Origin of the sequence: Ligilactobacillus sp. Marseille-Q7487 (assembly GCF_949152225.1) — a bacterium.
Lineage (GTDB): Bacteria > Bacillota > Bacilli > Lactobacillales > Lactobacillaceae > Ligilactobacillus.
The window spans coordinates 844089-870095 of sequence record NZ_CASCJC010000001.1 but is presented as its reverse complement, the minus strand read 5'-3'; the positions used below and the strand labels follow the sequence as shown (position 1 = coordinate 870095).

30 protein-coding genes, 1 pseudogene and 1 other annotated feature are annotated in these 26007 nt (G+C 35.2%); of the genes and pseudogenes, 3 read left to right on the top strand and 28 right to left on the bottom strand.

What is annotated here, in order from left to right:
* Window positions 1-29: 29 nt before the first annotated feature.
* The 5 genes from rpsA to QM017_RS04340 all read right to left on the bottom strand — a co-directional run bounded on the left by rpsA (window position 30) and on the right by QM017_RS04340 (window position 5118).
* The gene (gene rpsA / locus QM017_RS04360) at window positions 30-1220 is read right to left on the bottom strand and encodes a 30S ribosomal protein S1 (protein WP_282708964.1); all 1191 of its coding nucleotides are present in this window, start codon (window positions 1218-1220) and stop codon (window positions 30-32) included.
* Between the two features lie 71 nt (window positions 1221-1291).
* Window positions 1292-1972, bottom strand: coding sequence for a (d)CMP kinase (gene cmk, locus QM017_RS04355; RefSeq protein ID WP_178195468.1), 681 nt, complete (start codon window positions 1970-1972; stop codon window positions 1292-1294).
* Window positions 1973-1991: 19 nt separating this feature from the next.
* A complete protein-coding gene (locus tag QM017_RS04350) occupies window positions 1992-2567 on the bottom strand; it encodes an SAG1386/EF1546 family surface-associated protein (protein WP_178195470.1) in 576 nt (191 codons plus the stop codon).
* Window positions 2568-2666: 99 nt separating this feature from the next.
* Complete coding sequence (locus tag QM017_RS04345; RefSeq protein ID WP_282708963.1) at window positions 2667-4091, bottom strand: RecQ family ATP-dependent DNA helicase; 1425 nt, start codon at window positions 4089-4091, stop codon at window positions 2667-2669.
* Window positions 4078-5118 (bottom strand): helix-turn-helix domain-containing protein, encoded by a 1041-nt coding sequence (locus QM017_RS04340; protein ID WP_282708962.1) that lies wholly within the window; start codon window positions 5116-5118, stop codon window positions 4078-4080. Before QM017_RS04340 ends, QM017_RS04345 begins: the two co-directional genes overlap by 14 nt.
* Before the next feature lie 238 nt (window positions 5119-5356).
* Here QM017_RS04340 and QM017_RS04335 point away from each other — a divergent pair, with 238 nt between their 5' ends.
* Window positions 5357-6898 (top strand): Nramp family divalent metal transporter, encoded by a 1542-nt coding sequence (locus QM017_RS04335; RefSeq protein WP_282709559.1) that lies wholly within the window; start codon window positions 5357-5359, stop codon window positions 6896-6898.
* Window positions 6899-7023: 125 nt separating this feature from the next.
* Here the strand turns inward: QM017_RS04335 and tsf are convergent, their stop codons facing one another.
* The 5 genes from tsf to QM017_RS04310 form a co-directional block, all read right to left on the bottom strand.
* Window positions 7024-7902 (bottom strand): translation elongation factor Ts, encoded by an 879-nt coding sequence (gene tsf / locus QM017_RS04330; protein WP_178195476.1) that lies wholly within the window; start codon window positions 7900-7902, stop codon window positions 7024-7026.
* Between the two features lie 95 nt (window positions 7903-7997).
* Window positions 7998-8795 carry a 30S ribosomal protein S2 gene (gene rpsB / locus QM017_RS04325; protein WP_178195478.1) on the bottom strand — a complete coding sequence of 266 codons (798 nt, stop codon included), beginning with the start codon at window positions 8793-8795 and terminating at the stop codon, window positions 7998-8000.
* A gap of 225 nt (window positions 8796-9020) precedes the next feature.
* Window positions 9021-10013: a D-2-hydroxyacid dehydrogenase gene (locus tag QM017_RS04320; RefSeq protein ID WP_178195480.1), complete on the bottom strand. Its 993-nt coding sequence runs from the start codon at window positions 10011-10013 to the stop codon at window positions 9021-9023.
* Window positions 10014-10125: 112 nt separating this feature from the next.
* Window positions 10126-10404: a GIY-YIG nuclease family protein gene (locus tag QM017_RS04315; RefSeq protein ID WP_178195482.1), complete on the bottom strand. Its 279-nt coding sequence runs from the start codon at window positions 10402-10404 to the stop codon at window positions 10126-10128.
* Window positions 10394-11146, bottom strand: a complete 753-nt coding sequence (locus tag QM017_RS04310) for a tRNA1(Val) (adenine(37)-N6)-methyltransferase (RefSeq protein WP_178195484.1) — start codon at window positions 11144-11146, stop codon at window positions 10394-10396. The genes QM017_RS04315 and QM017_RS04310 overlap by 11 nt, the downstream gene beginning before the upstream one ends.
* Before the next feature lie 91 nt (window positions 11147-11237).
* Between QM017_RS04310 and QM017_RS04305 the strand changes: the two genes are divergently transcribed.
* Window positions 11238-11864 (top strand): 1-acyl-sn-glycerol-3-phosphate acyltransferase, encoded by a 627-nt coding sequence (locus tag QM017_RS04305; RefSeq protein WP_178195486.1) that lies wholly within the window; start codon window positions 11238-11240, stop codon window positions 11862-11864.
* Window positions 11865-11944: 80 nt separating this feature from the next.
* Here the strand turns inward: QM017_RS04305 and QM017_RS04300 are convergent, their stop codons facing one another.
* Together QM017_RS04300 and QM017_RS04295 are read right to left on the bottom strand one after the other, a co-directional pair.
* The gene (locus QM017_RS04300; protein ID WP_178195488.1) at window positions 11945-12169 is read right to left on the bottom strand and encodes a YneF family protein; all 225 of its coding nucleotides are present in this window, start codon (window positions 12167-12169) and stop codon (window positions 11945-11947) included.
* Window positions 12170-12260: 91 nt separating this feature from the next.
* Window positions 12261-12509 (bottom strand): DUF896 domain-containing protein, encoded by a 249-nt coding sequence (locus QM017_RS04295; RefSeq protein WP_282708961.1) that lies wholly within the window; start codon window positions 12507-12509, stop codon window positions 12261-12263.
* A 149-nt stretch (window positions 12510-12658) separates the two neighbouring features.
* Here QM017_RS04295 and lexA point away from each other — a divergent pair, with 149 nt between their 5' ends.
* On the top strand, window positions 12659-13282 hold the full coding sequence (gene lexA / locus QM017_RS04290) for a transcriptional repressor LexA (RefSeq protein WP_178195491.1): 624 nt from the start codon (window positions 12659-12661) through the stop codon (window positions 13280-13282).
* Between the two features lie 364 nt (window positions 13283-13646).
* On the opposite strand, the gene recN is transcribed toward lexA, so the two are convergent.
* From recN to QM017_RS04210, 16 genes and pseudogenes are all read right to left on the bottom strand, one after another.
* Window positions 13647-15320, bottom strand: a complete 1674-nt coding sequence (gene recN / locus QM017_RS04285; RefSeq protein ID WP_178195493.1) for a DNA repair protein RecN — start codon at window positions 15318-15320, stop codon at window positions 13647-13649.
* 144 nt (window positions 15321-15464) lie between these two features.
* Window positions 15465-15920 carry an ArgR family transcriptional regulator gene (locus QM017_RS04280; RefSeq protein ID WP_178195495.1) on the bottom strand — a complete coding sequence of 152 codons (456 nt, stop codon included), beginning with the start codon at window positions 15918-15920 and terminating at the stop codon, window positions 15465-15467.
* Window positions 15921-16011: 91 nt separating this feature from the next.
* A complete protein-coding gene (locus QM017_RS04275; RefSeq protein WP_178195497.1) occupies window positions 16012-16827 on the bottom strand; it encodes a TlyA family RNA methyltransferase in 816 nt (271 codons plus the stop codon).
* 3 nt (window positions 16828-16830) lie between these two features.
* On the bottom strand, window positions 16831-17712 hold the full coding sequence (locus QM017_RS04270; RefSeq protein ID WP_282708960.1) for a polyprenyl synthetase family protein: 882 nt from the start codon (window positions 17710-17712) through the stop codon (window positions 16831-16833).
* Window positions 17713-17725: 13 nt separating this feature from the next.
* On the bottom strand, window positions 17726-17944 hold the full coding sequence (locus tag QM017_RS04265; RefSeq protein WP_178195499.1) for an exodeoxyribonuclease VII small subunit: 219 nt from the start codon (window positions 17942-17944) through the stop codon (window positions 17726-17728).
* Complete coding sequence (xseA, locus tag QM017_RS04260; protein WP_282708959.1) at window positions 17944-19287, bottom strand: exodeoxyribonuclease VII large subunit; 1344 nt, start codon at window positions 19285-19287, stop codon at window positions 17944-17946. Before xseA ends, QM017_RS04265 begins: the two co-directional genes overlap by 1 nt.
* Window positions 19288-20136, bottom strand: coding sequence for a bifunctional methylenetetrahydrofolate dehydrogenase/methenyltetrahydrofolate cyclohydrolase FolD (gene folD / locus QM017_RS04255; protein ID WP_178195503.1), 849 nt, complete (start codon window positions 20134-20136; stop codon window positions 19288-19290).
* Window positions 20137-20254: 118 nt separating this feature from the next.
* On the bottom strand, window positions 20255-20656 hold the full coding sequence (gene nusB / locus QM017_RS04250; protein ID WP_178195505.1) for a transcription antitermination factor NusB: 402 nt from the start codon (window positions 20654-20656) through the stop codon (window positions 20255-20257).
* The gene (locus tag QM017_RS04245) at window positions 20653-21084 is read right to left on the bottom strand and encodes an Asp23/Gls24 family envelope stress response protein (RefSeq protein WP_178195508.1); all 432 of its coding nucleotides are present in this window, start codon (window positions 21082-21084) and stop codon (window positions 20653-20655) included. The genes nusB and QM017_RS04245 overlap by 4 nt, the downstream gene beginning before the upstream one ends.
* A 21-nt stretch (window positions 21085-21105) precedes the next feature.
* The gene (efp, locus tag QM017_RS04240) at window positions 21106-21663 is read right to left on the bottom strand and encodes an elongation factor P (RefSeq protein ID WP_178195510.1); all 558 of its coding nucleotides are present in this window, start codon (window positions 21661-21663) and stop codon (window positions 21106-21108) included.
* A 152-nt stretch (window positions 21664-21815) separates the two neighbouring features.
* A complete protein-coding gene (locus tag QM017_RS04235; protein ID WP_178195512.1) occupies window positions 21816-22883 on the bottom strand; it encodes a Xaa-Pro peptidase family protein in 1068 nt (355 codons plus the stop codon).
* A 71-nt stretch (window positions 22884-22954) separates the two neighbouring features.
* Window positions 22955-23347, bottom strand: a complete 393-nt coding sequence (locus QM017_RS04230) for a type II toxin-antitoxin system HicB family antitoxin (RefSeq protein WP_282708958.1) — start codon at window positions 23345-23347, stop codon at window positions 22955-22957.
* 310 nt (window positions 23348-23657) lie between these two features.
* Window positions 23658-23945 (bottom strand): 50S ribosomal protein L27, encoded by a 288-nt coding sequence (gene rpmA, locus QM017_RS04225; RefSeq protein ID WP_178195541.1) that lies wholly within the window; start codon window positions 23943-23945, stop codon window positions 23658-23660.
* Window positions 23946-23965: 20 nt separating this feature from the next.
* On the bottom strand, window positions 23966-24289 hold the full coding sequence (locus QM017_RS04220; protein WP_178195516.1) for a ribosomal-processing cysteine protease Prp: 324 nt from the start codon (window positions 24287-24289) through the stop codon (window positions 23966-23968).
* Window positions 24290-24312: 23 nt separating this feature from the next.
* Window positions 24313-24621: a 50S ribosomal protein L21 gene (gene rplU / locus QM017_RS04215; protein ID WP_178195518.1), complete on the bottom strand. Its 309-nt coding sequence runs from the start codon at window positions 24619-24621 to the stop codon at window positions 24313-24315.
* A 19-nt stretch (window positions 24622-24640) separates the two neighbouring features.
* Window positions 24641-24715, bottom strand: a sequence feature (ribosomal protein L21 leader region).
* A 57-nt stretch (window positions 24716-24772) separates the two neighbouring features.
* Window positions 24773-25913, bottom strand: a pseudogene (locus QM017_RS04210) (MFS transporter).
* Window positions 25914-26007 lie beyond the last annotated feature (94 nt).

The following is a 26007-nucleotide window of genomic DNA, read 5'->3' as shown; positions in this document are numbered from 1 at the left end:
GTCAGTTTAGTTATTTATCACTAATTAAATTAATCTTTTAATTCTTCTCCAACGATATCACCTAAAGTAAATCCCTTTTCTTCTTCAGGAAATTCAACTGGTTCTTCGTCTTGAACTGGAGCCTCTTCTTTTTTAACTGCTGGTTTTTCTTGCAAAGCTTTAATAGATAATGCTAAACGATGTTCTTGTGCATTTACACCTAAAACTTTTGCTTTAACAATTTGACCAGAAGTTAAAACTTCATTTGGTGTTGCAATATGCTTATGAGAAATTTGTGAAATATGAACTAAACCTTCAACACCTGGGAAAACTTCTACAAAAGCACCGAAGCTTGTTAAACGTTTAACGGTCCCTTCAACTACATCACCTTCCGCAACTTTTTCTTGAATGTTGTCCCATGGTTGTGGCAATGTTTGTTTAATTGAAAGTGAAATTCGATCTTCTTGTGGATCAACCGCTAAAACCTTAACTTTTACATCTTGCCCAACTTGTAAAACATCGGCTGGTTTACCAATGCGTTCAAATGAAATTTCAGAAACGTGTACTAAACCATCAACACCGCCCAAATCAATAAATGCACCAAAATTAGTTAAACGTGCAACTTTTCCTTCAACTACATCACCTGCAACTAAACTATTCAAAACAGCTTGCCGTTTTTCTTCACGCTTAGCTTGTGCAATTTCTTTATGAGAAAGAATTAAACGATTTTCGCTTGGTTCAATTTCAACAATCTTAAGTTCAAGTTCTTGACCCTTAAATTGGCTAAGATCTTCAACAAAATGATCTGAAACCATAGATGCAGGAACAAAACCACGAACACCAGCGTCAACAACTAAACCGCCCTTAACAACTTGTGTTACAGGTGCAACAATTTTTTCACCTGCTTCAAATTTGCTTTCGATTTCGCCCCATACTTTGCGAGCTTCTAAGCGGCGTTGTGACAACAAGTAGCTACCGCCTTCCTTGTCAGAACCAATCTTAGAAATAACGACTAAATCTAAGATATCTCCAACCTTAATTTCATCTTCGACATTATCTGTCTTGACACTAAGTTCACGTGCTGGAACAACACCTTCAACACCTGTGCCTTCAATTCCGACGATAACTTGCTTTGAGTCATCAAAGGCTAAAACTTCACCTTTAACCACATCGCCAACATTAACTGGCTTAACACTATTCAAAGCTTCTAATAAATCCTTGTTATTTTCTGATTCACTCATGGACTATGTCCTCCTTAACGACTAACTCTAAAATAATTTTAACCTATTTTATTCAATAATTCCAGTTATAATTACATTATTTCGATTTTATTTTTAATAATTTTTGTAATTTCTTCGACAACTTGCTCAATTGTTAACGACGTTGTATCCAGTAAAATTGCATCTTTAGCCTTCACTAAAGGAGAAACTTCACGATGCGAATCTTTATAATCACGTTTAGCAATCTCATCTTCTAAAACATCTAATGGTGTATTTATACCTTTTTGTTGATTTTCTTTGTATCGACGTAGCGCTCTTTGTTTAACACTTGCCACCAAAAAAATCTTAACCTGTGCATTAGGCAAGACAGTTGTTCCAATATCTCGTCCATCCATCACAATTCCGCCAGCTTGTGCAATTTCTTGTTGCTTTGTTGTTAAATACGCGCGGACACTTGGTTGAGCGGCTACTAACGAAACATTATTAGTAACCTCAGGCATACGAATCTCTTTAGTAACTTCGCTTTGATCAACAAAGACCTTTTGTTCTGGTTTGGCAGCTTGAAAGCTAATTGTAATCTTTTCTAACAATTGTCCCAAGGCTACATCGTCATCTAACGCAATACCTTTTTGCAACGCAGCCCACGTTACAGCACGATACATTGCCCCTGTATCGCAATATACGTAATTCATTTGTTTCGCAACTAACTTTGCAACTGTACTTTTACCTGCAGAAGCTGGGCCATCAATTGCAATTTGTATCTTATCCATCATCATATCTCCTTAAATCTAACTATTTAATTCTCAACTGTTGCCCTGGAGTTAAGGTCGAATTAGCTGTTAGACCTGGGTTTAATTTAAGTAACTCGTCAACTGTTAAACCATTATTAGTAGCGACACGATACAAGCCTTGACCTGCTTGTACGGTAACATATTGTCCCTCTTGGTCTTGTGTCGATTCAGCTGTACTTGCAGATGAGCTTTGTTCTTCTTGTTGACTAGAAGAATTTGCTTGTTCTTGACTACTTTCAGTAGCACTTTCACTAGTATTTTCATCTTGTCGACTAGAACTTTCAGCCTTAGAGCTTTCCGCCTCCTTTTTTGAACTCTTCTTTCCAGTAGAAGTTACAACTTTGACATTGCCGTTGTCATCAAAAGACTGACTTGCTGTTTTTTGTGAAATAAAGTACAGTGCAATTGTAGCAACAATTATTGCAACAAAACCTATTAAAAGTGAGGTTGTTAAAACGGTATTTTTATGTGAACTTTTACGACTAGCTGTCCGCGAATAATTCCCTTGGTCATCTTTTTCATCATCAAATGTATTTTCCCAAGGTTTTTTGGTATGACGATCATCTTTTTGACTCATAAACTTTCCTCCATATCAACGGTGCTATATGGTATTCTACCATAAAAAACATTCAAAACAAAGAGCATGCCTAGTGATAGCTATTCTCATATTTAATATTCAAATAGCAAAAATTTGTGCTAAAATCTCCGAATAACTTGGTATTAAAAGTTTTTCTCTCATTTTAACACTGACATCATTGAATTTTGTCATATCTATACTCCCTTTTACTTGGCAGCATCTCTCATCATGCTTTACATCTTTTGTTTCACCAAAATATTTCAATAGATATTGGCGCTTGCATCCTTGATAGTCTATATAAGACTGCATCGCACTTAAATCACTTCTTTTAACATTTAATCTTTGCTCAAATAAAGCCATTACTTCATCAAGCTTATAATGCCTATCATAATAATATTTTAGCAATTCTTGCTTAAAAGTTAACGTTGCCGTCATTGGATGGCAATAATAATTGGCTATCTCTACCTTGTCTGGAATTGTATCTAGACTTAATTTTCTTTGCAAATCAATATCATTAGGAGTATACAACAATAAGGCTAAACTTTCTCTTCCATCACGCCCTGCTCGACCAATTTCTTGTAGATAACTTTCAACATTAGCTGACAGGTGATAGTGGATGACATAGCGAATATCTTTTTTGTTGATCCCCATACCAAAGGCACTAGTTGCACAAACTACTTGTAATTGATTTTTGATAAATTGTTGTTGTATTTTATAACGTTCACTTAATTCCAAATCAGCATGATAAGCACTACAAGGCAATTTTAAATCAGTTCGAATTAAGTCACTAAACTCATTGGCTTTCTTTTTACTTGAAAAATAAATCAGTCCTGGTCCTGTCAAACTAGCAACTAAGGTTAATAATCTGTCTGCTTTTTGTTTTTCAGATGGATATTTTTCACATGCTAAATAAATATTTTCACGATTAACACTTCTTTTTATAATCGTTGGTTTTGTATCGAATGCTAAAGTTTCAATAATATCTATTTGAATTTTAGGTGTTACTGTGGCACTTAATACTAGCGTCAATGGATTAGCTAATTTTTTTCTTAAATTTCCTAATTGCAAATAATCTGGTCTAAAGTCTGGTCCCCATTGCGAAATACAATGTGCTTCATCAATAGCTAACAAGCCCCATTTTAACTTTCTTAATGCTTGCATTACCTCTTGATTTTGCAATATTTCAGGAGATGAATATACATATTGATACTGTTTAAGATGTTGTAACACTATCTTTCTTTGAGATGCTGTTAACATTGAATTTAATGCAATCACTCTTTTTTCACCATTGTATCGCATTTGCTCAACTTGATCTTGCATCAAAGATAGTAAAGGCGAAATAATCAAAACTCTTTGTTTAGTATATTTCCCATAAAACTGATAGCATAAAGATTTGCCTGTTCCAGTTGCGAGTAACGCCAAAGTATTTTGCTGGGCTAATAATGCCTGAATAACTTGTTTTTGTCCATCTTTAAAATCGGGATAACCGTATTTTTTTTGTAAAAAATCTTCAAGTTTCCCCATATGCATTACGCTCCTTACTTTTTTCAATTTCATACAATCTAAATCTAAAAAAGTCAATTTTTTCAGCAACTTTTTGATAATTCCAAGCATCTATATCAGAACCTAGATGTTTTATCAAAAAAAGGCGTATTTGTTTATTTAAAAAAACATCAAAGTCAAAATCCGGACTTAAAATAGCAGCATTCAATAGATGCTCTTGTACTGTACTTACTTTAACCTTTTTTATTTGCGCAATTTGATTTAAACTGACACCTTGTTTAAATAGATTAAATGTTTCTTGTGCACTAGCAGATAAAATGTTTACTTTGAAAACACCATCTAACAACACTTTTGCTTTTGGATAATGTGTTTGTAAAAAGTATGCATATCCACTAGCCAAATCTGACCAAATAAAACTCACTTCTGCTGGTGATAATAGAAATTGTTGTGCAATTTGTTGCTTAGTAAAACCACTAAATTCATGGCCTACAAGTTGCGCACTAAAAATTGTTGCCTGTTTTATATCCTGTGCTTTTAAAAATTCATTAAGACTTTCCTTAATAATAGCACAAGCATTTTCTTTACCAATTTGTTTAAACCAACGCTTGATAGTAGCTTGAACAAAAACATCTTCAACGCATGGATAATAATGTGCGTTTTGATGACATAATTCCGAAACAGCCTGAACAACTAATAACAATCGTGCATTCCATAATTGTAAATCAATATGTGCAAATAATCCTGGTTGTGTTAAACAAAGATATGGATGTGTAGCAAAAAAATGTTTCTTTTGTTGTAATCCTGCAGCAGTCAACAAATACTGTTCTTCGTTTACTTCTAACCATCCTTTAGCTATTAATTCTTGTAAAGACTTTTCATATTGCAATGCGTTCATCTCAAGTGGCGTCTTGATATAACTTAATAAATCGTAGCGTAAACCACCATATAAAGTTGATGTTGTTAGTTTGGCGGTCAATAACTGCCAAATAGTCTTTGGACGACGTAATTGATTTTGGTCAAAAAATAACAACAAGTAACGACTATCCAAAAAAATCCTTCCTTTCTTTTCTATATTATATTATACCTAAAAAAAACTTTAATCTGTGTAGAAATATCTACTAAAATTTCACAATTTTATTAATTTTTTTAGTTTAAAGAGATATTTTCTAAGGTATACCTAAAAATACTTTTCATTATGCTTAATAAGGTGTACAATACCTATTGGAAAGAAAAAAGAAAGGTGGAAATTTATTGTGAGTACTGCACAAAAACACAATAAACATAAAATGATTTCTTATGCCAACGGGCGCTCGCTAGAAGAAATCAATGGAACCGTCGAAGTTCCTAAGGGTAAAGGCTTTTGGAAAACTTTATTTGCTTACTCCGGACCAGGCGCTCTAGTAGCTGTGGGTTACATGGATCCTGGTAACTGGTCAACTTCAATTACTGGGGGACAAAATTTTCAATACTTGCTAATGTCTGTGATCTTAATATCAAGTTTGATTGCGATGCTTTTACAATACATGGCAGCCAAACTTGGAATTGTGACCCAGATGGATTTAGCCCAAGCCATTCGGGCACGTACTGGTAAAGCACTTGGAATCTTATTATGGATTATGACTGAATTGGCAATTATGGCTACAGATATCGCTGAGGTTATCGGGGCGGCTATCGCACTATATTTATTATTTGATATTCCACTTGTTTATGCTGTCTTTATTACTGTTTTAGATGTTTTTATTCTCTTATTATTAACTAAAGTTGGCTTTAGAAAAATCGAAGCTTTAGTTGTAGCTTTAATTTTAGTAATCTTATTTGTCTTTATTTATCAAGTTGCACTCTCAAATCCTGATTGGGGTGCTGTCTTTAAAGGCTTTATTCCTACCGCAGATACCTTTTCATCTTCACCAGAAATCCGTGGTATGACACCTATTTCTGGTGCTTTAGGAATTATCGGAGCAACTGTTATGCCACATAACCTATATCTACATTCTGCAGTTTCGCAAACACGTAAAATTAACCATGATAATGAAGACGATGTTGCTTCTGCTGTTCGTTTCACTACATGGGATTCAAACATCCAATTAACTGCTGCTTTTATTGTTAACTGCTTGTTGCTTATCATGGGGGTTGCAGTTTTCAAAAGCGGGGCCGTTAAAGATCCTTCATTTTTCGGATTATATGAAGCATTGTCCGATACTTCAACTTTAAGTAATGGTGTTTTAATCAGCGTTGCCAAATCAGGCATTTTATCAACTTTGTTTGCGATTGCTTTACTTGCCTCTGGTCAAAATTCTACTATTACCGGTACGTTAACAGGACAAGTTATCATGGAAGGATTCATTCACATGCGAATGCCAATGTGGGCACGTCGTTTATTAACTCGTCTTTTATCAGTTATTCCTGTTTTAATTTGTGTCGTTTTATCTTCTGGTCAAAGTACTGTTAAAGAACATGAAGCTTTAAATAATTTAATGAACAATTCGCAAGTCTTTTTAGCCTTTGCTTTACCATTTTGTATGCTACCGTTGTTAATTATGACAAGTAATGAAGTTGAAATGGGTAAACGATTTAAAAATCCTGTATGGGTTAAAATTTTAGGTTGGATCTCTGTTATCGCTTTGACCTACCTCAACTTGCGTAATCTTCCTGATTCAATTGCTGGGTTCTTTGGCGACAATCCTACAGCTAGTGAATTAACTTTAGCACATAACATTGCATATGTTTTAATTGTTGCTATTATCTTGCTATTAATTTGGACAATAGTAGAGCTCTATCGAGGCAATAAACGTTATGCTCAACAGCTAGCCCAACAAGATAAAAAATAAGCCAAAAGACCTGGTCAATCTCATATGGTTGGCCAGGTCTTTTTAGCAATTATAAGTATCCGTCTTTTTCCTCACACCAAAAAAGCCCCAACAACCAATAACGATTGTTGGAGCTTTATTTGTTATTAACCTCTAACTTGGCTCATAACTTCTTCTACGAAATTATCTTCTTTCTTTTCGATACCTTCGCCTACTTCATAACGGATGAAGGAAATAACAGAACCATTCTTGGAAGCTACATACTTAGCAACTGTTTGATCTGGATCTTTAACAAATGCTTGTGCATCCAAAGTGATTTCTGCAAAGAATTTGTTCAAACGACCTTCAACCATTTTTTCGATAATATTTTCTGGCTTACCTTCGTTCTTTGCTTCTTCTGTTAAAACAGCTTTTTCATGTTCTACTTCTTCAGCAGGAACTTGATCGCGGTTTACATACTTAGGATTGATAGCAGCAACATGCATTGCAACATCTTTTGCAGTTGCTTCATCAGCACCTTCTGTTACAACTAAAGCAGCAATCTTGCCACCCATGTGCAAGTATGCACCAAAGTTTTGAGAATCTGTCTTTTCTACTAATTCAAAACGACGGAAAGTAATCTTTTCACCGATAACTTGAGTTGCTTCGATGATTTCATCGTTTAAAGTACCACCTTGAGTTGGCATTGCTAATGCAGCTTCAACGTCTGCTGGTTTATTAGCAACAATAAGTTCAGCAACATGCTTTACGAGTTCCTTAAATTGATCATTTTGTGCAACGAAGTCTGTTTCAGCGTTAACTTCAACAATAGCTGCAAAGTTACCAGCAACAGCAACATTTGCTAAACCTTCAGCAGCGATACGATCGCTTTTTTTAGCAGCTTTAGCGATACCTTTTTCGCGTAAGAAATCGATAGCTTTATCCATGTCACCGTCAACAGCAACTAAAGCTTTCTTAGCGTCCATCATACCAACGCCTGTCTTATCACGTAATTCTTTTACTTGAGCAGCAGTAATTTTTGCCATAGTTTAATGGCCTCCCTTGAATTTATTTTTTAAAAAAGGCTGTCTAAGACGCAAGGCCCAATTGCCTAATATCTAAGACAGCCTAAGTTTATTAACTATTCAGCATCTACGCTATCGTTTTTGCCTTCAACGGCTTCAACGATGTCTTCGATTGATTCAACTTCTTCGTTACCTGCGCCGAATGATTCTTCTGTTACAGGTGCATTTTCTTCACCTTGGTTTGCTTCGATAACAGCATCAGCCATCTTAGCTGTAATCAAACGTACGGCACGAATTGCATCATCATTAGATGGAATCTTAACGTCGATTTCATCTGGGTCAGCGTTTGTATCAACCATAGCAACGATAGGAATGTTTAACTTTTGAGCTTCCTTAACTGCGATACGTTCCTTGCGTGGGTCTACGATGAACAATACATCAGGAATGCGAGGCATGTCTTCGATACCGCCAAGGAATTTTTCAAGACGTTCTAATTGCTTCAATAATAAAGCCACTTCTTTTTTAGGAAGACGTTCAAATGTGCCATCTTCTTGCATTGCCTTGATTTCTTTCAAACGCTTGATACGTTTTTGGATTGTGTTCCAGTTTGTTAAAGTACCACCCAACCAACGATGGTTTACAAAGTATTGACCAGCGCGCTTTGCTTCTTCAGCAACTGCATCTTGAGCTTGTTTCTTTGTACCAACAAATAAAACAACCCCGTTATCTGCAGCGGCATCTTTCATGAAGTCATATGCATCATCAATCAACTTAACAGTCTTTTGTAAGTCGATAATGTAGATACCGTTACGTTCTGTGAAGATATATTTCTTCATCTTAGGGTTCCAACGACGTGTTTGGTGACCAAAATGTACACCAGCTTCAAGTAATTGTTTCATGGTAATAACTGCCATTACAATTTACCTCCGAATAATATAGTTTTTGATTTTCCTCCCCTATGTTCAATTGACAAACAACTCATCTAAGATAAGCACCCATTCGTCTATCGCATAAGGTGTGAATTGGCACATAACAGTGCCTTTAATATTATACTTTAATCTAGCTTTGATTGCAACGGCTAGCATTAAAATTTTCCAAAGAAAAATAGTTTCCCAACTTGGAAACTATTTTTAAATCTATTATTTTTTTACTAAAGTAGCCGCACTACCGGTTTCAATCACTGATTTAGCACTATCTAAAGCAACAGTTACCATATTTTTAACGGCTGTTTGTGTATAAAACGCTACGTGTGGTGTTACCAAGACGTTATCCAAAGACACCAACTCATTAAACAATTCGTCTTCAATTTTTTGGCCACGTAAATCATGATTAAAAATAGGATTTTCATATTCATAAGTATCCAATCCTGCTCCTGCAATTTTACCTGACTTCAAAGCTGCTAACAATGCCTTAGTATCAATTAAACTTCCACGAGCCGTATTGATAATATAAACACCGTCTTTCATCAAAGCAATAGCATCTTGATCAATCATGTGTTCATCTTGTTTAGTAGCTGGCATGTGTAAAGAAATTACATCAGCTTTAGCATATAACTCTTCTTTAGAGTCAACATAGATGTCTTCTTTTTCTAATTCAGGGTTATGATAAGGATCAAAGGCCACAATCTTTGCACCAAATCCTTTATAAATTTGAATAGCAGCTTGTCCAATCCGTCCTGTTCCTAAGATTCCCACAGTTAAATCGTGAATTTCTTTACCTACGTATGGTGCCCAACGATAGTCATTGGCTTGCATTCGCTTCTCGAAAATTTCAGTATTACGTAATAACTGCAATAACAAGGTTACTGAAAACTCTGCGATTGCATTTGGTGAGTAAGCGGGTACATTAGTAACCGGGATATTATTTTGAGCTGCTGCCTCTAAATCAATGTTATCTACACCTACATTACGAATTGAAAAGACCTTACCGCCAAATTCAGCAAACTTACTGAAAAACTCTTTTGGATATTCGTTAGGCTGTAAAGCAATAACTGCATCATATCCCTTTACTAAATCTAGGTTATCTGGGGTTATTTCATCTGTATACAAATCAACTTCGATTTGATTTTCCTTAATCCAAGTCTCAAAATATTGTCGTTCGTCATCGCGAACATTAAAAGCGATAAATTTCATCTCTACAATTCCTCCAATTTATTTCACTGATTCTTGTAAATTTATCCATTCAAGATACATTATCAATTGTACCATCTTACTAGCCTAAAAAGCTAAGTTTTTAGCTTCTTTATTATTTTTTTAAAGGTAATTTAACCCCTTTATCCCTTAAATAAGCCACTTTTTGTATTCGTGTTAACCGTTTAAAGGCATATTCGGCTTTTAAGGCTTGTGATTTATCAACAAATTCTTCAAAATATAATAAATGTAATGGGCGTCTAGTTTTAGTATACTTAGCTCCTTTACCCGCATTGTGTACCGCTAAGCGCTTAGTCACATCAGTCGTAAACCCGGTATAAAGTGTTTGATCGCTACAACACAAAACATAAACATAATATTTTTTAGTTTCCATATAAAATTTCCTTTACCATAGCCGTATACTCATCGTTTTGCTCGTAAACGATTAATGGTTCTAAGAAGCGAACACCTCCTGGTCTACCATCTTTGATAGCTTCGATTAACACCATATTAGCTTCTTTATTAGCTTTAGGATAAACTAATTGAATCTTTTTAGGAGCTAAGCGTTGTTTGCGCATCTCATCTAAAATTTCTAATAAACGTTGCGGACGGTGGACCAAATAACATTTACCTCCCATCTTAAGCAAACCGCTCATCTTTTCGATTACTTGTGCTAACGTTACCGTAATTTCATGACGTGCCAAGGCCAAATGTTCATTAGGATTCTTTTTGCTATCCGGTAAATTTTCAAAATATGGCGGATTACACGTAACTGTATCAATACTGTCTTTTTTTAAATATTGATAAGCATCATTTAAATCAAAATTCAAGACTTCAATTTGTGTACTAAGCTCATTTAAAAGTACACTTCTTTGTGCCATCTGTGCTAAGCGTGGTTGAATCTCAATCATCTTAATATGAGCATTTGTTTTTGTACTCAAAAATAGTCCAACAGCTCCATTTCCTGCACACAAATCGACAACTTGTCCCTGTGCTTTTTTGATTGGTTGTGCAAAGTAAGCCAACAAAACAGCGTCTAAAGAAAAAGAAAAGACTTCTGGACTTTGAATAATTTTGACTTGATTGGCATATAATTCATCGATGCGTTCACCTGGTAAAATTAAATTTTGTTGCATTTTATTTCCTACTTTTCTTAGTTTGCTACTTGCAAGTTTCCTTCAAATTAGGCATACTTAGACTGTAATACGTTTTAGAAAGGATACTCGTATGTTTTATACATTTATTCGTGCAGTTGCACGCGTGTTCGTTTACTTAATTAATGGTAAACCACGTATCTTAAATAAAGAAAAATTACCTCAAGGAAATTATATCCTAGTCGGGCCTCATCGTACATGGTTTGATCCGATTTATTTTGCCTTAGGAGCAGCACCTAAAAAATTTTGCTTTATGGCTAAAGAAGAACTTTTTAAAAATCCTATCTTACGCTATATCCTAGTTCATGCAAATGCCTTTCCAGTTGATCGTAAAAAACCGGGGCCATCTGTTATCAAAACCCCTGTTAAATGGCTTAAGAAGCGTGATATTTCTTTAATCATGTTTCCTTCTGGAACTAGACACTCCCAGCAAATGAAAGGTGGCGTTGTCTTAATTGCCAAAATGGCTAAGGTACCTATCGTTCCTGTCGTTTATCAAGGACCTTTGACGTTTAAAGGTCTATTGTCGCGTAAAAAGACTACCTTGGCATTTGGTGACCCTATCACAATTGCAAAGACAACTAAATCAAGTGATGAAGTTCAACAAGAAGTCATCGCTCAAATGGAAGAAGCCTTCCACAGACTTGATCAACAAATCGATCCTAATTTTGTTTACATCGATCCTGCTAAACAAAAATAAATTAAAGCAAGATTTTTTCTTGCTTTTTTTATTTTGCATTAAAAAACGTCCAAGAAGATGATTCTTGGACGCTTTGGCAACTACTTTTTGCCATAGTTTGCTTTCATTGTTGTCATCATTTGATGAAGCTTCTTTTCAGATGGCTTTTGCCCCATTTGAATCATCATTTGCTTCAACATTTGTTCATTGAATGGTGGGTTTTTCTTTAAGTAATCTTCCATGTACTTACGTGCTGCAAAAAATCCGGCTGCAAAACCACCAACTAAAGCAATAATCACAATCAAAGTCCAAATTCCAGTTGACATATCTCTTACTCCTTTCTAATCTATACAGTTCATTAAATAATTTTACACAAGAAATACGAAAAAATAAAGAACTTCACGTAAAAAAGCTAAATTAATCGTCCCGTAAACCACGTTTTCTTTGAATATCTTTGACCTTTTTAGGTGTAACTTCTTTCCCATTTTTATCATACACTTGAAGCATTTCAACATGACTACGGAAATTTTCTCTAAACATCGCCAAATATGTTTCGCGTAAACGTTGTTGTTCACTAGTTTCTTTGGGTGTTAAACCTGTTGTTTTCTTTTTTTTAGCTAATTCATTGATGCGTTCAATCAAATCCTTAGAAATACCATTTTCCATTAATTAATTCTCCTTTACTCTCAATTTTAATCATACCTAATAATACCCAAAATTGCCTAAAAAAACAAGGATTTCAAACGAACATCAGTTTGAATTTTATGCAAAATTATGCTAAAATCAAACTATCAATAATTAAGTGAGGTATCGTGATGTCTAAAATTGTACAACGACGTCAATTGGCTATTTTAGAATTCATCTATAATTATGTCAATCAAAAAGGCTATCCCCCTACTGTTCGTGAAATCGGTGAAGCGGTTAATTTGTCATCCACATCAACGGTTCATGGCTATTTAGCACGTTTACAAGAACAAGGTTACTTGCAAAAGGATCCTACTAAACCTAGAGCTATTGAAGTTACCAAACAAGGTCGACAAAGTTTAGGAATCCAAGAAAAACTAACTAAAATTCCCGTAGTTGGAACGGTTACTGCTGGCAATCCTATATTAGCAGTTGAAGAAACTACTGATTATTTTCCACTGCCACCTGGTTTTGATTCGGCTCAAGACTTGTTTATGTTGACAATTCGCGGTGAAAGTATGATCAATATTGGCATCTTAGACGGCGACCAAGTCATCGTTAAAAAACAACCTACAGCTCAAAATGGGGATATCGTGATTGCAATGACCGAAGAAAACGAAGCAACCTGTAAACGTTTCTTTAAAGAAGATGGGCGCTATCGTTTACAACCAGAAAACGATGCGCTAGAACCTTTTTATTTCGATTATATAACTATCTTAGGTAAAGTTATTGGTCTTTATCGGCCAATTATCTAATCTTTTTTTAATGAATTCTCTATTATTTTCCATTTAAATACTAGGGATTTTTTTATGCCAAATAATGGGAAAAAACTCAGCTTCAATAGAAAAAAGGCTCACGTCAAAAAATTGGCGTGCGCCGAGTTCATGTTAGAGGTGAAAAAGCAGTTCGAAATGAATTAGGATTACTACTTTTGGCGATTAACATATCAAAATTATGGCATTTATTCCAAAAAAGAGGGATAAAATCCCTAAAAAAACGAACCAAAAATAGATATAATAGAAAAATAGCTGATCAAATTTCATTTTTAGAAATTCAATCAGCTATTTTTATGTCCAGACTGGTACTTTTTTCCCAGCCCCTTCATTTATACTAAAATTTTTATTGTTTTGTCGCTAGTTCCAACAATTCTTTAGCATGTTGCCGTGTTAATTGTGTAATTTCTGAGCCTGATAACATACGGGCTAATTCATCAATACGTTGTTGCTTATCTAACTTAGTAAGTGTCGTTTCCGTGCGACCATTTATCACATGCTTAGCAATAAAATAATGATTATCCGAAATAGCAGCAACTTGCGGAAGATGTGTAATACATAAAACTTGTGAATTTTGAGCGACACTACTGATTTTTTCAGCAATGGCTTGGGCGACTCGCCCACTGACTCCTGTATCAACTTCATCAAAGATAATACTGGTTACTCCTTGATTTTGCGCAAAAATTGTCTTAAGAGCTAACATAATACGCGACAACTCACCGCCTGAAGCAATTTTAACCAAAGATCCCATGGCTTCACCTGGATTAGTTTGCAAGTAAAACTCAACCTTATCACAACCATTTTCATTTAAAGCTGCTAATTGCTCAAAATTAACTTTGAAAACCGCCTTATCCATGTACAAAGCTTTCAGTTGGGCTTGAATTGCTTGTTCTAATTTATTGGCAACTTCTTTACGCTTACTTGATAATCTTTGTGCCAACGTTTGTGCCTTTTCTTTTGCTTTACACAATTCTTCTTTTTGTTGGTCACTGTCATTTTCACTAAGTCGCATCTCATCTAATTCTTGCTTAATCTTAGCTAAATATTCCAAAACTTCAGGAATCGAATCTCCATACTTGCGCTTCAACTGATGCAATAACTCTAAACGCTGCTCAAGCGCATTTAAGCGATTTTCATCCCACTCTAAATTTGCCAATTGACTAGAAACATCACGTGCAGCATCTTGTAATTCATAGTAGGCTCCCGCAATTTTTTCATATACTCCTTGAATTTCTGGAGCTAACTCATTTACCTTTTCTAATTCATGCATCGCTTTGCCTAGCGCACCCAAAAAATCGGCTTCTTCACCATTTAATAACTGATAACTTCCCTCTAACGCACCATAAATTGCTTGATAATTATCAAGTCGACTTTTTTCTTGCATGAGCTCATTTTCTTCGCTAGCTTTAAGCTGTGCTTCACTAATTTCTTGAACTTGAAATTGCAACATATCTAATCTTTGAGCCCACGCTTGTTCATCTGCTTGGCGTTTAGCAATTACTTGTTTTAAATTTTTATATTTTCTATATGCTTGTTGATAATCTTGCTTTAATATTTGAAGATTGTGATCATATTCGTCAAGCAAATGTAAATGTTGTTCTGCTTTCATCAATTCTTGATGTTCATTTTGACCATGAATATCAATTAAAGTTTCGCCAACCTGACGTAAAGTTGCCAAATTAACCAATACACCATTGATGCGACAAATATTGCGTCCATTACGTTGAATATCACGCTGTAAGATTAATGTATCGTCTTCTAACTCAATTCCTACCTGTTCTAAGATTCGATTAGTAATCGCATGCTTAGGCACGATAAATAAGCCTTGCAATGACGTTTTATTAGCACCTTTGCGAATAAACTCACTTGATCCTCGACCTCCAGCTAATAGACCTAAGGCATCGATAATAATCGACTTCCCCGCTCCAGTCTCACCGGTTAAGACCGTCATTTTTTCTTGAAAATCTACATCTAATTTATCGATGATTGCCAAATCTCGAATAACTAACTCTTGAATCAAAATTCAGCCCGACTGCCTAGCGCAGCTTTTCCTTTCTCAAATGTATAAACCTCTATTATTATAACATAGGCTATCTACACGTAAAATCTTTTCCAAATTAAAAATTCAATCACAAAAAAAGCCAAGTCATTACGGCTTGACTAATTACATCTCGATTAATTGTAATAACTTTTGTTGTAAATCTGCTGCTTCTTGTGCAGATTTAGCAAAGATAACAATTGAATCATCATCGCTTAAACAAGCAAAAACTTCTGGATAATTCATTTGATCAATTAAATTCGAAACACTTGGTCCACTACCTGGCAACACTTTAAACATACACATATCATTATGACAATTGGCAAAAAGATAAGCATCCTTCAAAGTTCGCTTTAGCTTTTTTTCGGTATTTACCTTTTTTTCTGTTGGCAAACTATATTGATATGTTCCATCGCTATTTGGAAGTTTAATGAGTTGCATTTCTTTAACATCACGTGAAATTGTTGCTTGTGTCACCTCGATGCCTTGTTGAGCCAACAAACTAACAAAATCTTCTTGGCGATATATCACATTATTTTGAATTAATTGTTTAATTAATTTATGTCTATCTTGCTTTCTCATTGAAACCACCTTACTTTATTTTGACCTTGCACTTATAATAGCACATCAACTATTGAAAAATAAAAGAAAACAACTTGCACAAAATTAAAAATTAACCTTGCAAAGTTGCATGTGCATTTTTAACCGTTTGTGAAAGTAAATCTTTATCAATCATTTGTCCGCAAGTATCGCTTGCACGCAAAGCTACTAAAAACTCGATATTTCCTTGTCCACCTGTGATTGGTGAAAAATCCAAGCCTAAAATATCGTATTTTTGCTCACAAGCAAACGTTAAAATCTCTTGTAATACTTCTTCATGAACTTTGGCATCACGCACAATACCGTGTTTACCTACTTTTTCTTTTCCCGCTTCAAATTGAGGTTTGATTAATGCGACAACTTGACCATCTTGTTTGATAATCTCATGTAAATTAGGCAAAATTAATTTCAACGAGATAAATGACACATCAATTGTAGCAAACTCAGGTTGTCCATTTGTAAAATCAGCTAACTGACTATAGCGAAAGTTGGTGTTTTCCATGACTACTACTCGTGGATCTTGTCGCAATTTCCAAGCTAATTGGTTAGTTCCTACATCCAATGCATAGCTTAGTTGTGCTCCTTTTTGTAAAACCACATCTGTAAAACCACCAGTTGAAGAGCCAATATCTAAGACAATCTTATTTTTTACCGGCAACTTAAAAACTTTTATTGCCTTTTCTAATTTTAACCCGCCACGACTAACATACGGCATTTTAGTCCCTTTAAAATGCAACTTAGTTTGTGGATCAATCTTCATTCCTGGTTTATCTAAACGTTCTTCATTTTCACCCAAAATTTCTCCGGCCATCACAGCACGTTTGGCTTGTTCTCTAGTTTCAAACAGTCCTTGTTGAACTAAAAGGACATCAATTCGTTCTTTTTTCATCAATTACTTCCTTAACTTAAAATATCCTAAAAACTCACTTAGCAAAGTAACATCTACGTCCATTTGTTTTAAAACTTCAAGCTCTTGTTTTGCTTGGGTTAAAACATCGGTTAATGCTTGATAGGCACCATCAAGTCCTAATAAAATTGGAAAAGTATTCTTATTTTCTGTCGCATCTTTTTGGACTGCTTTACCCATTTCTTCGGAGGTACTTACCACATCTAAGATATCATCATAAATTTGAAATGCCAAACCAAAACAATCCCCAAACTTGAGTAATGCTTCTGTTTGTTTAGAGTCTGCATCAGCTAATATTGCCCCTGCCAAGCAAGCAAAATGTAACAAAGCACCTGTCTTCTTTTTATGAACAATTTTTAACTCAGCTAGAGTCAGTCGCTTTTGTTCACCTTCGATATCACCAACTTGGCCATCAACCATTCCTTGTGGTCCTGCAGCTAATGCGAGTTGCCCCATTAATTTAACCTTACTTTCAGCTGGTAAATCAAGTGATGCAAGATTTTCAAAAGCCGTCGTCAACAATCCATCGCCTGCTAAAACAGCCATTGCTTGGCCAAAAACCTTATGATTGGTTGGTTTTCCGCGTCTTAAGTCATCATTATCCATTTCAGGCAAATCATCATGAATCAACGAATAGGTATGAATAAATTCTAGACTTGCACCGATACCTAAAACCTGCTCATCAATATTTCTGCCTAAACTTTGGCAAACTGCCAACAATAATAGCGGACGTAATCTCTTGCCTCCAGCTTGCACCGAATATAGCATCGCTTGTTTTAATGTTGGATAAGTATTTAAATCTGCCAAATAAGAGCACATTCGCTCATCTATCAAAGGTAAATATTTTATTTGAAAATCATTCAACATCTAATCTTTCACCTTAATTTCCTTCTTCAAAGACTTGTTCTTCCCCATTATCATCAATGACATGGGCCAATGTTTGTTCTGCATCTTGGAGTGTTTTTTGAAGCTCTTTACTCAATGCAATTCCTTGTTGAAATTGTTCTAGTGCTTGTTGCAATGGAACATTTCCTTGTTCTAATTGTTGAACAATTTGTTCTAATTGAACCATTTTTTCTTCAAATGTTTTTTCAGCCATTAATCGTTGTCCTCCTTTATCTCTTTAACTTTTGTTTGTACTACCCCATCTAACAAATGTAACGTCAGCAATTGCTCTTTTTTAAGTTGTTTGACACTTGTTATTACTTCTTTTTCACTAGTTACATAACTAAATCCACGTCCCATAACTTTAAGCGGACTTAATGCATCTAAAGATTGTATCATGTTTATTAAAAATTGTTCATCTTGCTTTATTATTATCTCCATCGCTTGTTTTAAGCGTTGTGATAAGCTAGTTGTCATCAACAATTTACGTTCCAACAGTTCCTGTGGATTTTGTAATTCTAATCTATTCTTAAGTTGACTACATTCTTGAGTAGCGCGATTCAAGTATTGCATTATTACCTGATTTTGTCGCATATTTAACCGATCTAATTTTTGTAAATAACCCTCATATAAGCGATTGGGTTGTCTAAAAACATATGATGCAGTAGCTTGAGCTAGATGTTTTTTTTGCAAATCTAATCTATTTTTTAATGCAATTAATAGGCTTTGCCGTAAACGGCCAATTTTTAATAATTCATCACTTAAAACAGGTGCGGCTAACTCAGCAGCTGCAGTGGGCGTTGCTGCTCTAACATCTGCTACAAAATCTGCAATCGTCGTATCAGTTTCATGACCAACAGATGAAATGACAGGAATTTCACTAGCATAAATTGCCTTAGCAACTTTTTCTTCATTAAATGCCCACAAATCTTCAATCGAACCTCCACCTCGACCGATGATTAGCGTATCAAAGTCGCCACGCATATTGACTTCCTTAAGTCTAGCTACCAAAGAATCAACCGCTTGTTCTCCTTGCACCACTGCAGGAAATAAAACAATTTGTGCAATTGGATAGCGTCGTTTAAGAGTCGTAATAATATCGCGAATCACAGCTCCCGAAGGACTAGTGATAACCGCAATTCGCTTAGGATAACGCACTAATGATTTTTTAGGTGCACTAAATAAACCTTCAGCTGCTAATTTTTTTTTCAATTGTTCATATGCTTGATACAAAGCTCCTACACCATCTGGTTGAAGCTTTTCAATGATGATTTGATAAACACCACTAGGCTCATATAAATCAATCCGTCCAATTGCTAAAACCTTCATTCCCTCTTCTGGCTGAAACTTTAATTTTTTAAAACTACCTTCATACATTACCGCATCAATTTTGCAACTATCATCTTTTAAACAAAAGTATTGATGTCGTGGCCGTAATCTAAAATTTGAAATTTCTCCTGTCAGATAAACTCGTCCTAAGTAAGGATCTGCACTAAATTTACGGTGTAAATATTTAGTCAATGCACTGACAGTTAAGTAGCGCTCTTTTTCTTGCATCTACTTCACACTTTCTTTAGCAAATTCTACAGTTTGTTTCATCAACATTGCAATCGTCATTGGACCAACTCCACCAGGAACAGGAGTAATATAATCAGCCACTTCTTTAACGGCATCAAAATCAACATCACCCACTAGTTTTCCTGAAGCTAAGCGGTTCATTCCAACATCGATAACTACTACGCCTTTTTTTACATAATCGGCTGTAATTAATAGTGCCTTGCCAATTGCTACAATTAAAATATCCGCTTGTTTTGTTATCTCTTTTAAGTTTTTAGTTTTACTATGAGTAATCGTCACCGTTGCATCGTCATTTAGCATTAAAGCTGCCATGGGACGACCAACAATATTACTGCGCCCAACAATCACTACATTTTTCCCAACTACATCAATTTTGTATTCTTTCATTAACTCCATAATACCTCTTGGTGTGCAAGGCAAGGAGTAAGGCTCATTCATAAACAAATGTCCCATATTTAAAGGATGAAATCCATCAACATCTTTTAGCGGAGAAATTGCACGGGTCACTTTTTCTTCACTAATATGCTTGGGTAACGGTAATTGTACTAAGATTCCATGAATACTAGGATCTTGATTATACTTTTCAACTAATTCCAAGACTTGTTGTTGCGTAGTAGTTTTAGGCAATGTATGATCAATCGTTTTGATACCAATGAATTCGGCTGCTTTCTTTTTGTTACGAACATAAACTTGGCTAGCAGGATCTTCCCCGACTAAAATTACAACTAAACAAGGTTGAAGTCCAACTTCTTTTAACCGTGTTACCTCTTGTTTTAAATTATCTTTCACCTTGGCAGAATACTTTTTACCGTCTAATAATACTGTCATCTACTAGCCTCCTAGTTAATTTAGGTTAATTTTAACATAGTTATGAATGCAAAGGCTATAAAATTAAGCACTAAAATACCCTTCTTACTAACATAAGGCAGTAAAAAGGGTATTATTTTTAAATCAAGTTATTTAAAACTCCATTGATAAAGCGGCGTGATTTTTCGTCACTGAATTCTTTGGCTAATTGCAACGCTTCATCTATAGCAATCTTATTTGCTAAATCTTGTTCAAATTTGATTTCATAGACAGCTAAACGTAAAATCAAAAGATCTGTTTTATTCAAACGTGCCAATGTCCAATTTTTATTAAGATGTTGTTCAATAAGCGCATCAATTTTTGCTTGTTGACTCAAAACGCCTTTAACAAGTTGTTCTAAATAAGCAGGCGTTGGTTGGTCTTTTGAAACTTCATCCAATAATTGACGATAGACATCTGCTGGTTGTGCTTCTGGGTTACTGCTTAAAGCAAACAATGTTTGAAAAGCTATCTTGCGAATTTGATGTCTATTTATACTCACTTTTCTTCACCGTTTTCTTCACCAAATAAGTTATTAGGATCAACTGTTGGTTCTTGCTTTTCAGGAACAACACCTTGCACATGAACGTCGACTTGTGTAATTTCCAAACCAGTCATAAACAAAACTTGTTGTTTAATTTTTTCTTGGATTTGCACAGCCACTTTAGGCACTGAAACACCATAGTTTAGATAAACATAAACATCAACTTTCAAAGCAGATTCTTCTTGGTCAAGCTTTACACCTGTTTTGCGATCTTGGCGTCCAAAGAACTTTGAAAAACTATTTGCCAAAGTACCTTGCATTGCATAGACACCTTCGACCTTGCTAGCTGCAATTCCGATAATCACTTCAACTACTTCAGGAGCAATCTGAACTTCACCTAAGCTAGGTTCCTTACTTGCTAAGACAATGTTGTTATCTTCAGCCATCACAAAAACCTCCTTTAAATATTAAGCACGTGAGATATAAGTTCCATCAGCCGTGTTAATTGTTAAAACATCCCCCACATTCACAAAGAATGGGACTTGAACTACTAAACCAGTTTCCATTGTTGCTGGCTTAGAACCACCAGAAGCAGTATCACCTTTGATACCAGGTTCTGTTTCAGAAACTTCTAAATCAACAGTATTTGGTAATTCTACCCCTAAAGTTTCTGCACCAAACATGATAATACTAATAATCATGTTTTCTTTCATGAACTTCAATTCGTTTTCGATACGTTCACCTGGAAGTTCTAATTGTTCATAAGTTTCTGTATCCATGAAGATGTAGTTGTTACCATCTGCATATAAGTATTGCATCTTCTTGCGGTCAATTTGAGCTTGCGCTACTTTTTCACCTGCACGGAATGTTTTTTCTTGAACGGCACCATTACGTAAGTTCTTTAATTTAGAACGCACAAATGCAGACCCCTTACCTGGTTTAACATGTTGGAATTCAACAACACGCCATAATTCGCCGTCAACTTCAATTGTTAACCCGTTTTTAAAATCGTTAACTGAAATCATTTCGTTTTTCCTCCTTGATGTTCATCTGAAGTGTTTAACTTGTCACTAAAAATGGACACACTACCAGAATTATCGCATAACCTATTTTCACGTGAAATTGGCTCTTTGTCAAGTTATATCTGTTTTTATTCAAAAGAAAAACGTTCACAAATTTAGTTTAAAATCTCTAAATACTCCTTAGTAAACTGGGTGAGATTTTCATAACCATCTTTAGTAACTAAGATATCGTCTTCAATCCGCACTCCACCAACACCTGGAACATAAATCCCTGGTTCAATCGTAATGATTTGACCTGGCTGCAAAACTTCTTGACTACGATAACTAATGTTTGGTAATTCATGAATATCTAATCCTATACCATGTCCCATTCCATGTTCAAAATATTGTCCATAGCCTTGTGCTTTAATATAGTCTCTCCCAATATCATCAAGTTCTTTACTTGTGATACCTGGTTTAATGGCTTCGATTGTCTTAATTTGTGCTGTTAATACCGTATCATAAATCTTTTTGACTTCATCACTTTGCTTACCTACACTAAAGGTTCGCGTTACATCAGAAGTATAATGATCTAGATAATATCCAAAGTCAAGCGTCACTAAATCACCAGTTTCAATTATTTTAGAACTGGCAGTCCCATGTGGCCACGTTGTATGTTCTCCACTAGCTAAAATTGTTTCAAACGATTTATCTTGCGCACCATGTAATTTCATAAAATGGTCTAATTCATTAGCAACATACATTTCAGTTTGACCTGCTGCAATCATATCTAACACATAGCGATAACCTTGACCTGCAAGTTCGCAGCTTTTTTTAATGATTTCTATTTCCTGTTCATCTTTAATTGCACGAATTTCCTCTAATATACCTGCTAGAGGAACAATATCACATTGAGCTAATTCGTCTAACAAATCATATTGCGCATAACTGATGGTATTTTCAAAGGCCATTGCACTTATATTTTTTTGCTTTGCCAATTCACAGGCACTTTGCAAGTAATTACGCGTAATAACAGCTTGCCAATCAGGATTTTGATGGGCTACTTGTTCACTAAAGCGTGCATCTGTAATCAAATACTTGTCGTTTTCAGTCACCAATAATAAACCATCATCACCTGTAAAGCCACTGAGATAATAAATATTAAACGGAGCTGTCACTAAAAAGGCATCAACACTCATTTGTTGCATCTTTTGGCGTAATTTATCAACACGTGTATTACTCATAAAAAGCTCACTTACCTTTCATAAAAAGTTAATTTATTCTATACTAACATAAAATTTAATAATTTAAACTATTAAATATTGGCCAACCGTTTTAATGCTTCGGTTGTAACCTTGGAAACATTGATATTATTTTCTTTAGCCCATTCATTTAACACAGCCGGTAACGTAATATTTCTGCGGACTGTTTTGCCATAATCATTAAGCCATCTAGTCATATTAACAGAAATCCACATGATATATTCATCTTTTCTTAATTGCCATTTTGTTGGATCTTGGACTTTTGGATATGTTGTATCAGCAATCATTGTTGCGATTGCATCTTGTGCATACGTAATTGCCTCAGGTAAAGTTGTCCCATCCGTCACCATCCCCTTAATATTAGGCGAAGTTACACTATAATATTTGCCACTTTCATCATCACATTTTGCAACAATTACCGGATAAACTAAAATTTTTTCTTTCATAAGCTGATTTTAGGCGTAATTAAACCGCTATTCCTTTCATTTTGTTAAATCTACATGAATAAATCCAAAATAGAGTAAAAAAATTATTGCTAACGCTTCAATTTAATTATACCAAAAAGCACCTAGCACTAGTAATTAACTTGTCGTCTTTTTTATGTACTACTGTTATATAATTAGTGAAACATCTTTTATAAAGATATATATAAATTTGCCAAATTTATGTCGATTTAAAACTAAATCTAGCAAAAATGATTTTTTTAAGCAAACAAAAAAGCACAAAGCCCGTCAAATCAAGCTTTGTGCTCCGTAATTATTCAGCGACTGGATAAACAGAAACTTGCTTCTTGTCGCGACCTTTACGTTCAAATTTAACAACGCCAGATACTTTAGCGAACAATGTGTTGTCGCCACCCATACCAACGTTTACACCTGGGTAGATACGAGTACCACGTTGACGGTATAAGATTGAACCGCCTGTAACTGTTTGACCATCAGCACTCTTTGCGCCTAAACGCTTGGAGCGTGAGTCACGACCGTTAGATGTGGAACCGCCCCCCTTTTTGTGAGCGAATAATTGTAAGTTCATCAACATAATCAGTGCACCTCCCGTAGCCTTGATTAATCTTTAATCTGAATAAATTCTTGATAACTGCGCTCAATATCATTTAATCCTAAGACAAAGCTTTGAAGTAACAATTGAGCCTTAAAGTCTGCTAAATCTTGAGCGTCGAGTTCTAGACTCAAATAACCACCATCTACCTCGTCAATTTCAACTTTGGGCTTAACCAAAGCTAACTTTTCCAAGCTATTAACGGTATTAATCGCTAAGACTGAGACCGCTGCACATACAATATCTTGTCCATATGCGCCAGAACCCGCATGTCCTGACAAACAAAAGCCGCTAATTTGGGAACCTTGTCGTCTGATCTGTGCGTGAATCATCTTATGCGCCTACTTTCAAGTAATTAAGCGTTAATTGCATCAATAACAACTTTTGTATATGGTTGACGATGACCTTGCTTTGTATGTGAATGCTTCTTTGGTTTGTACTTGAAAGTAACAACTTTCTTAGCACGACCTTGCTTTTCAACAGTACCTGTAACTGTAGCACCTTCAACAACAGGTGTACCGATAACTGTCTTTTCGCCGCCAACTAAAACAACTTGGTCAAAAGTAACCTTGTCGCCTGCGTTTGCGTTTAACTTTTCAACATAGATAGCTTGACCAGCTTCAACTTTAAGTTGCTTGCCGCCAGTTTTAATGATTGCGTACATTATGTGCACCTCCTTGAGATTATAAACTTAGACTCGCCGTAATGTAGTGGCTCATTTGAACACTTAAACTTAAAACGTGCGGTTGTAGCTGTGACATGCACAAATACAACATTTGAATCATAACAAATTTTTAGCAAAACGTCAACTATTCTTAACAACTTTTCTTAGTATAGTGTGCCTTTGCTTTATTTAAGCATATAACCACAATAAATGCTAACAGTGCATACAGTGCGCCACTTGGGCCTAACGGTTTTAAGCCGAAATTTTCGACAACAAAACTTCCTGTTGCTGAACCCAAAGCTATCCCAAAATTAGCAAAAATTGAATTTAAAGACGAAGCCAAAACCAACGCTTGGGGATAATCTTATTCAGCTACTTGTAAAAAATACAGTTGCAACGGTGAATTTAATAAATACATGCTTATTGCTAACAACATGATAACTCCTAGTCCTATCCAACGATTCATGAAAAAGAACGGCAAAAAGCCTAAGAGCAAAACTTGTGCTAAAAAGACCCATGGCATCTTATTTAAACCACCATTTTGTGCTAAAACACCACTAAATTGATTACTAAATAACGACATTAAGCCATAAACAAATAATAAAGCCGTCAGCCAACTTGTTGGAAAATGCAAACTTTGTGACAAACTCGGACGTAAATACGTATAAAAGGCATATATCCCTCCTAGGTTAAAGAGTGGTAATAACATCCCTAACCAAATTCGCTTATCAGTCAAAAGCACCAATTGCATCTTTAGGCCACCACTCTTAACTTGTTTAACATCATGGGGTAATGCTAGCACAAATAAGATCCATGTAAGAATACTAAGTGCTGTAATCAAATAAAAAGCTTGCCCCCATCCCAAATAAGTACTAATCCGTATCCCAAGTGGCACTCCAAAAACCGAAGCAATGCTAAAACCTGAAAAAATCCACGAAACTAACCAAGCACGTTTAGCCAGTGGTGCAATAAACGTCGCAAATGTTAATGCTACCGAAATGATCACGCCTGAAACTAGAGCTGTGATAATCCGTGAAATAATTAAAGTGAGATAATTCCCCGCTAACGCCGTTAACAGATTACCCAAAATTAGCTAGTAAACTTAACATTACTTTAAAAAGGTTAAATCTACCAATATATAACGTAATGAATGGTGTACTAATTGCATAAATTAAGGCAAACATCGTTACTAACAAACCAACATTAGCTACAGAAACTGTAAATTGCTTAGCTAAATCATTTAAAATACCGACAATGATAAATTCGCTAAAGCCTAAGACAAACGCTACCATAATCAAAGTCAAACTTTGAATTTTAAAATTTTTGAACAATACTCTTTCTCCTTAATAAATAAAAATTTATCACTTTATTAATAGCGCAGAAATT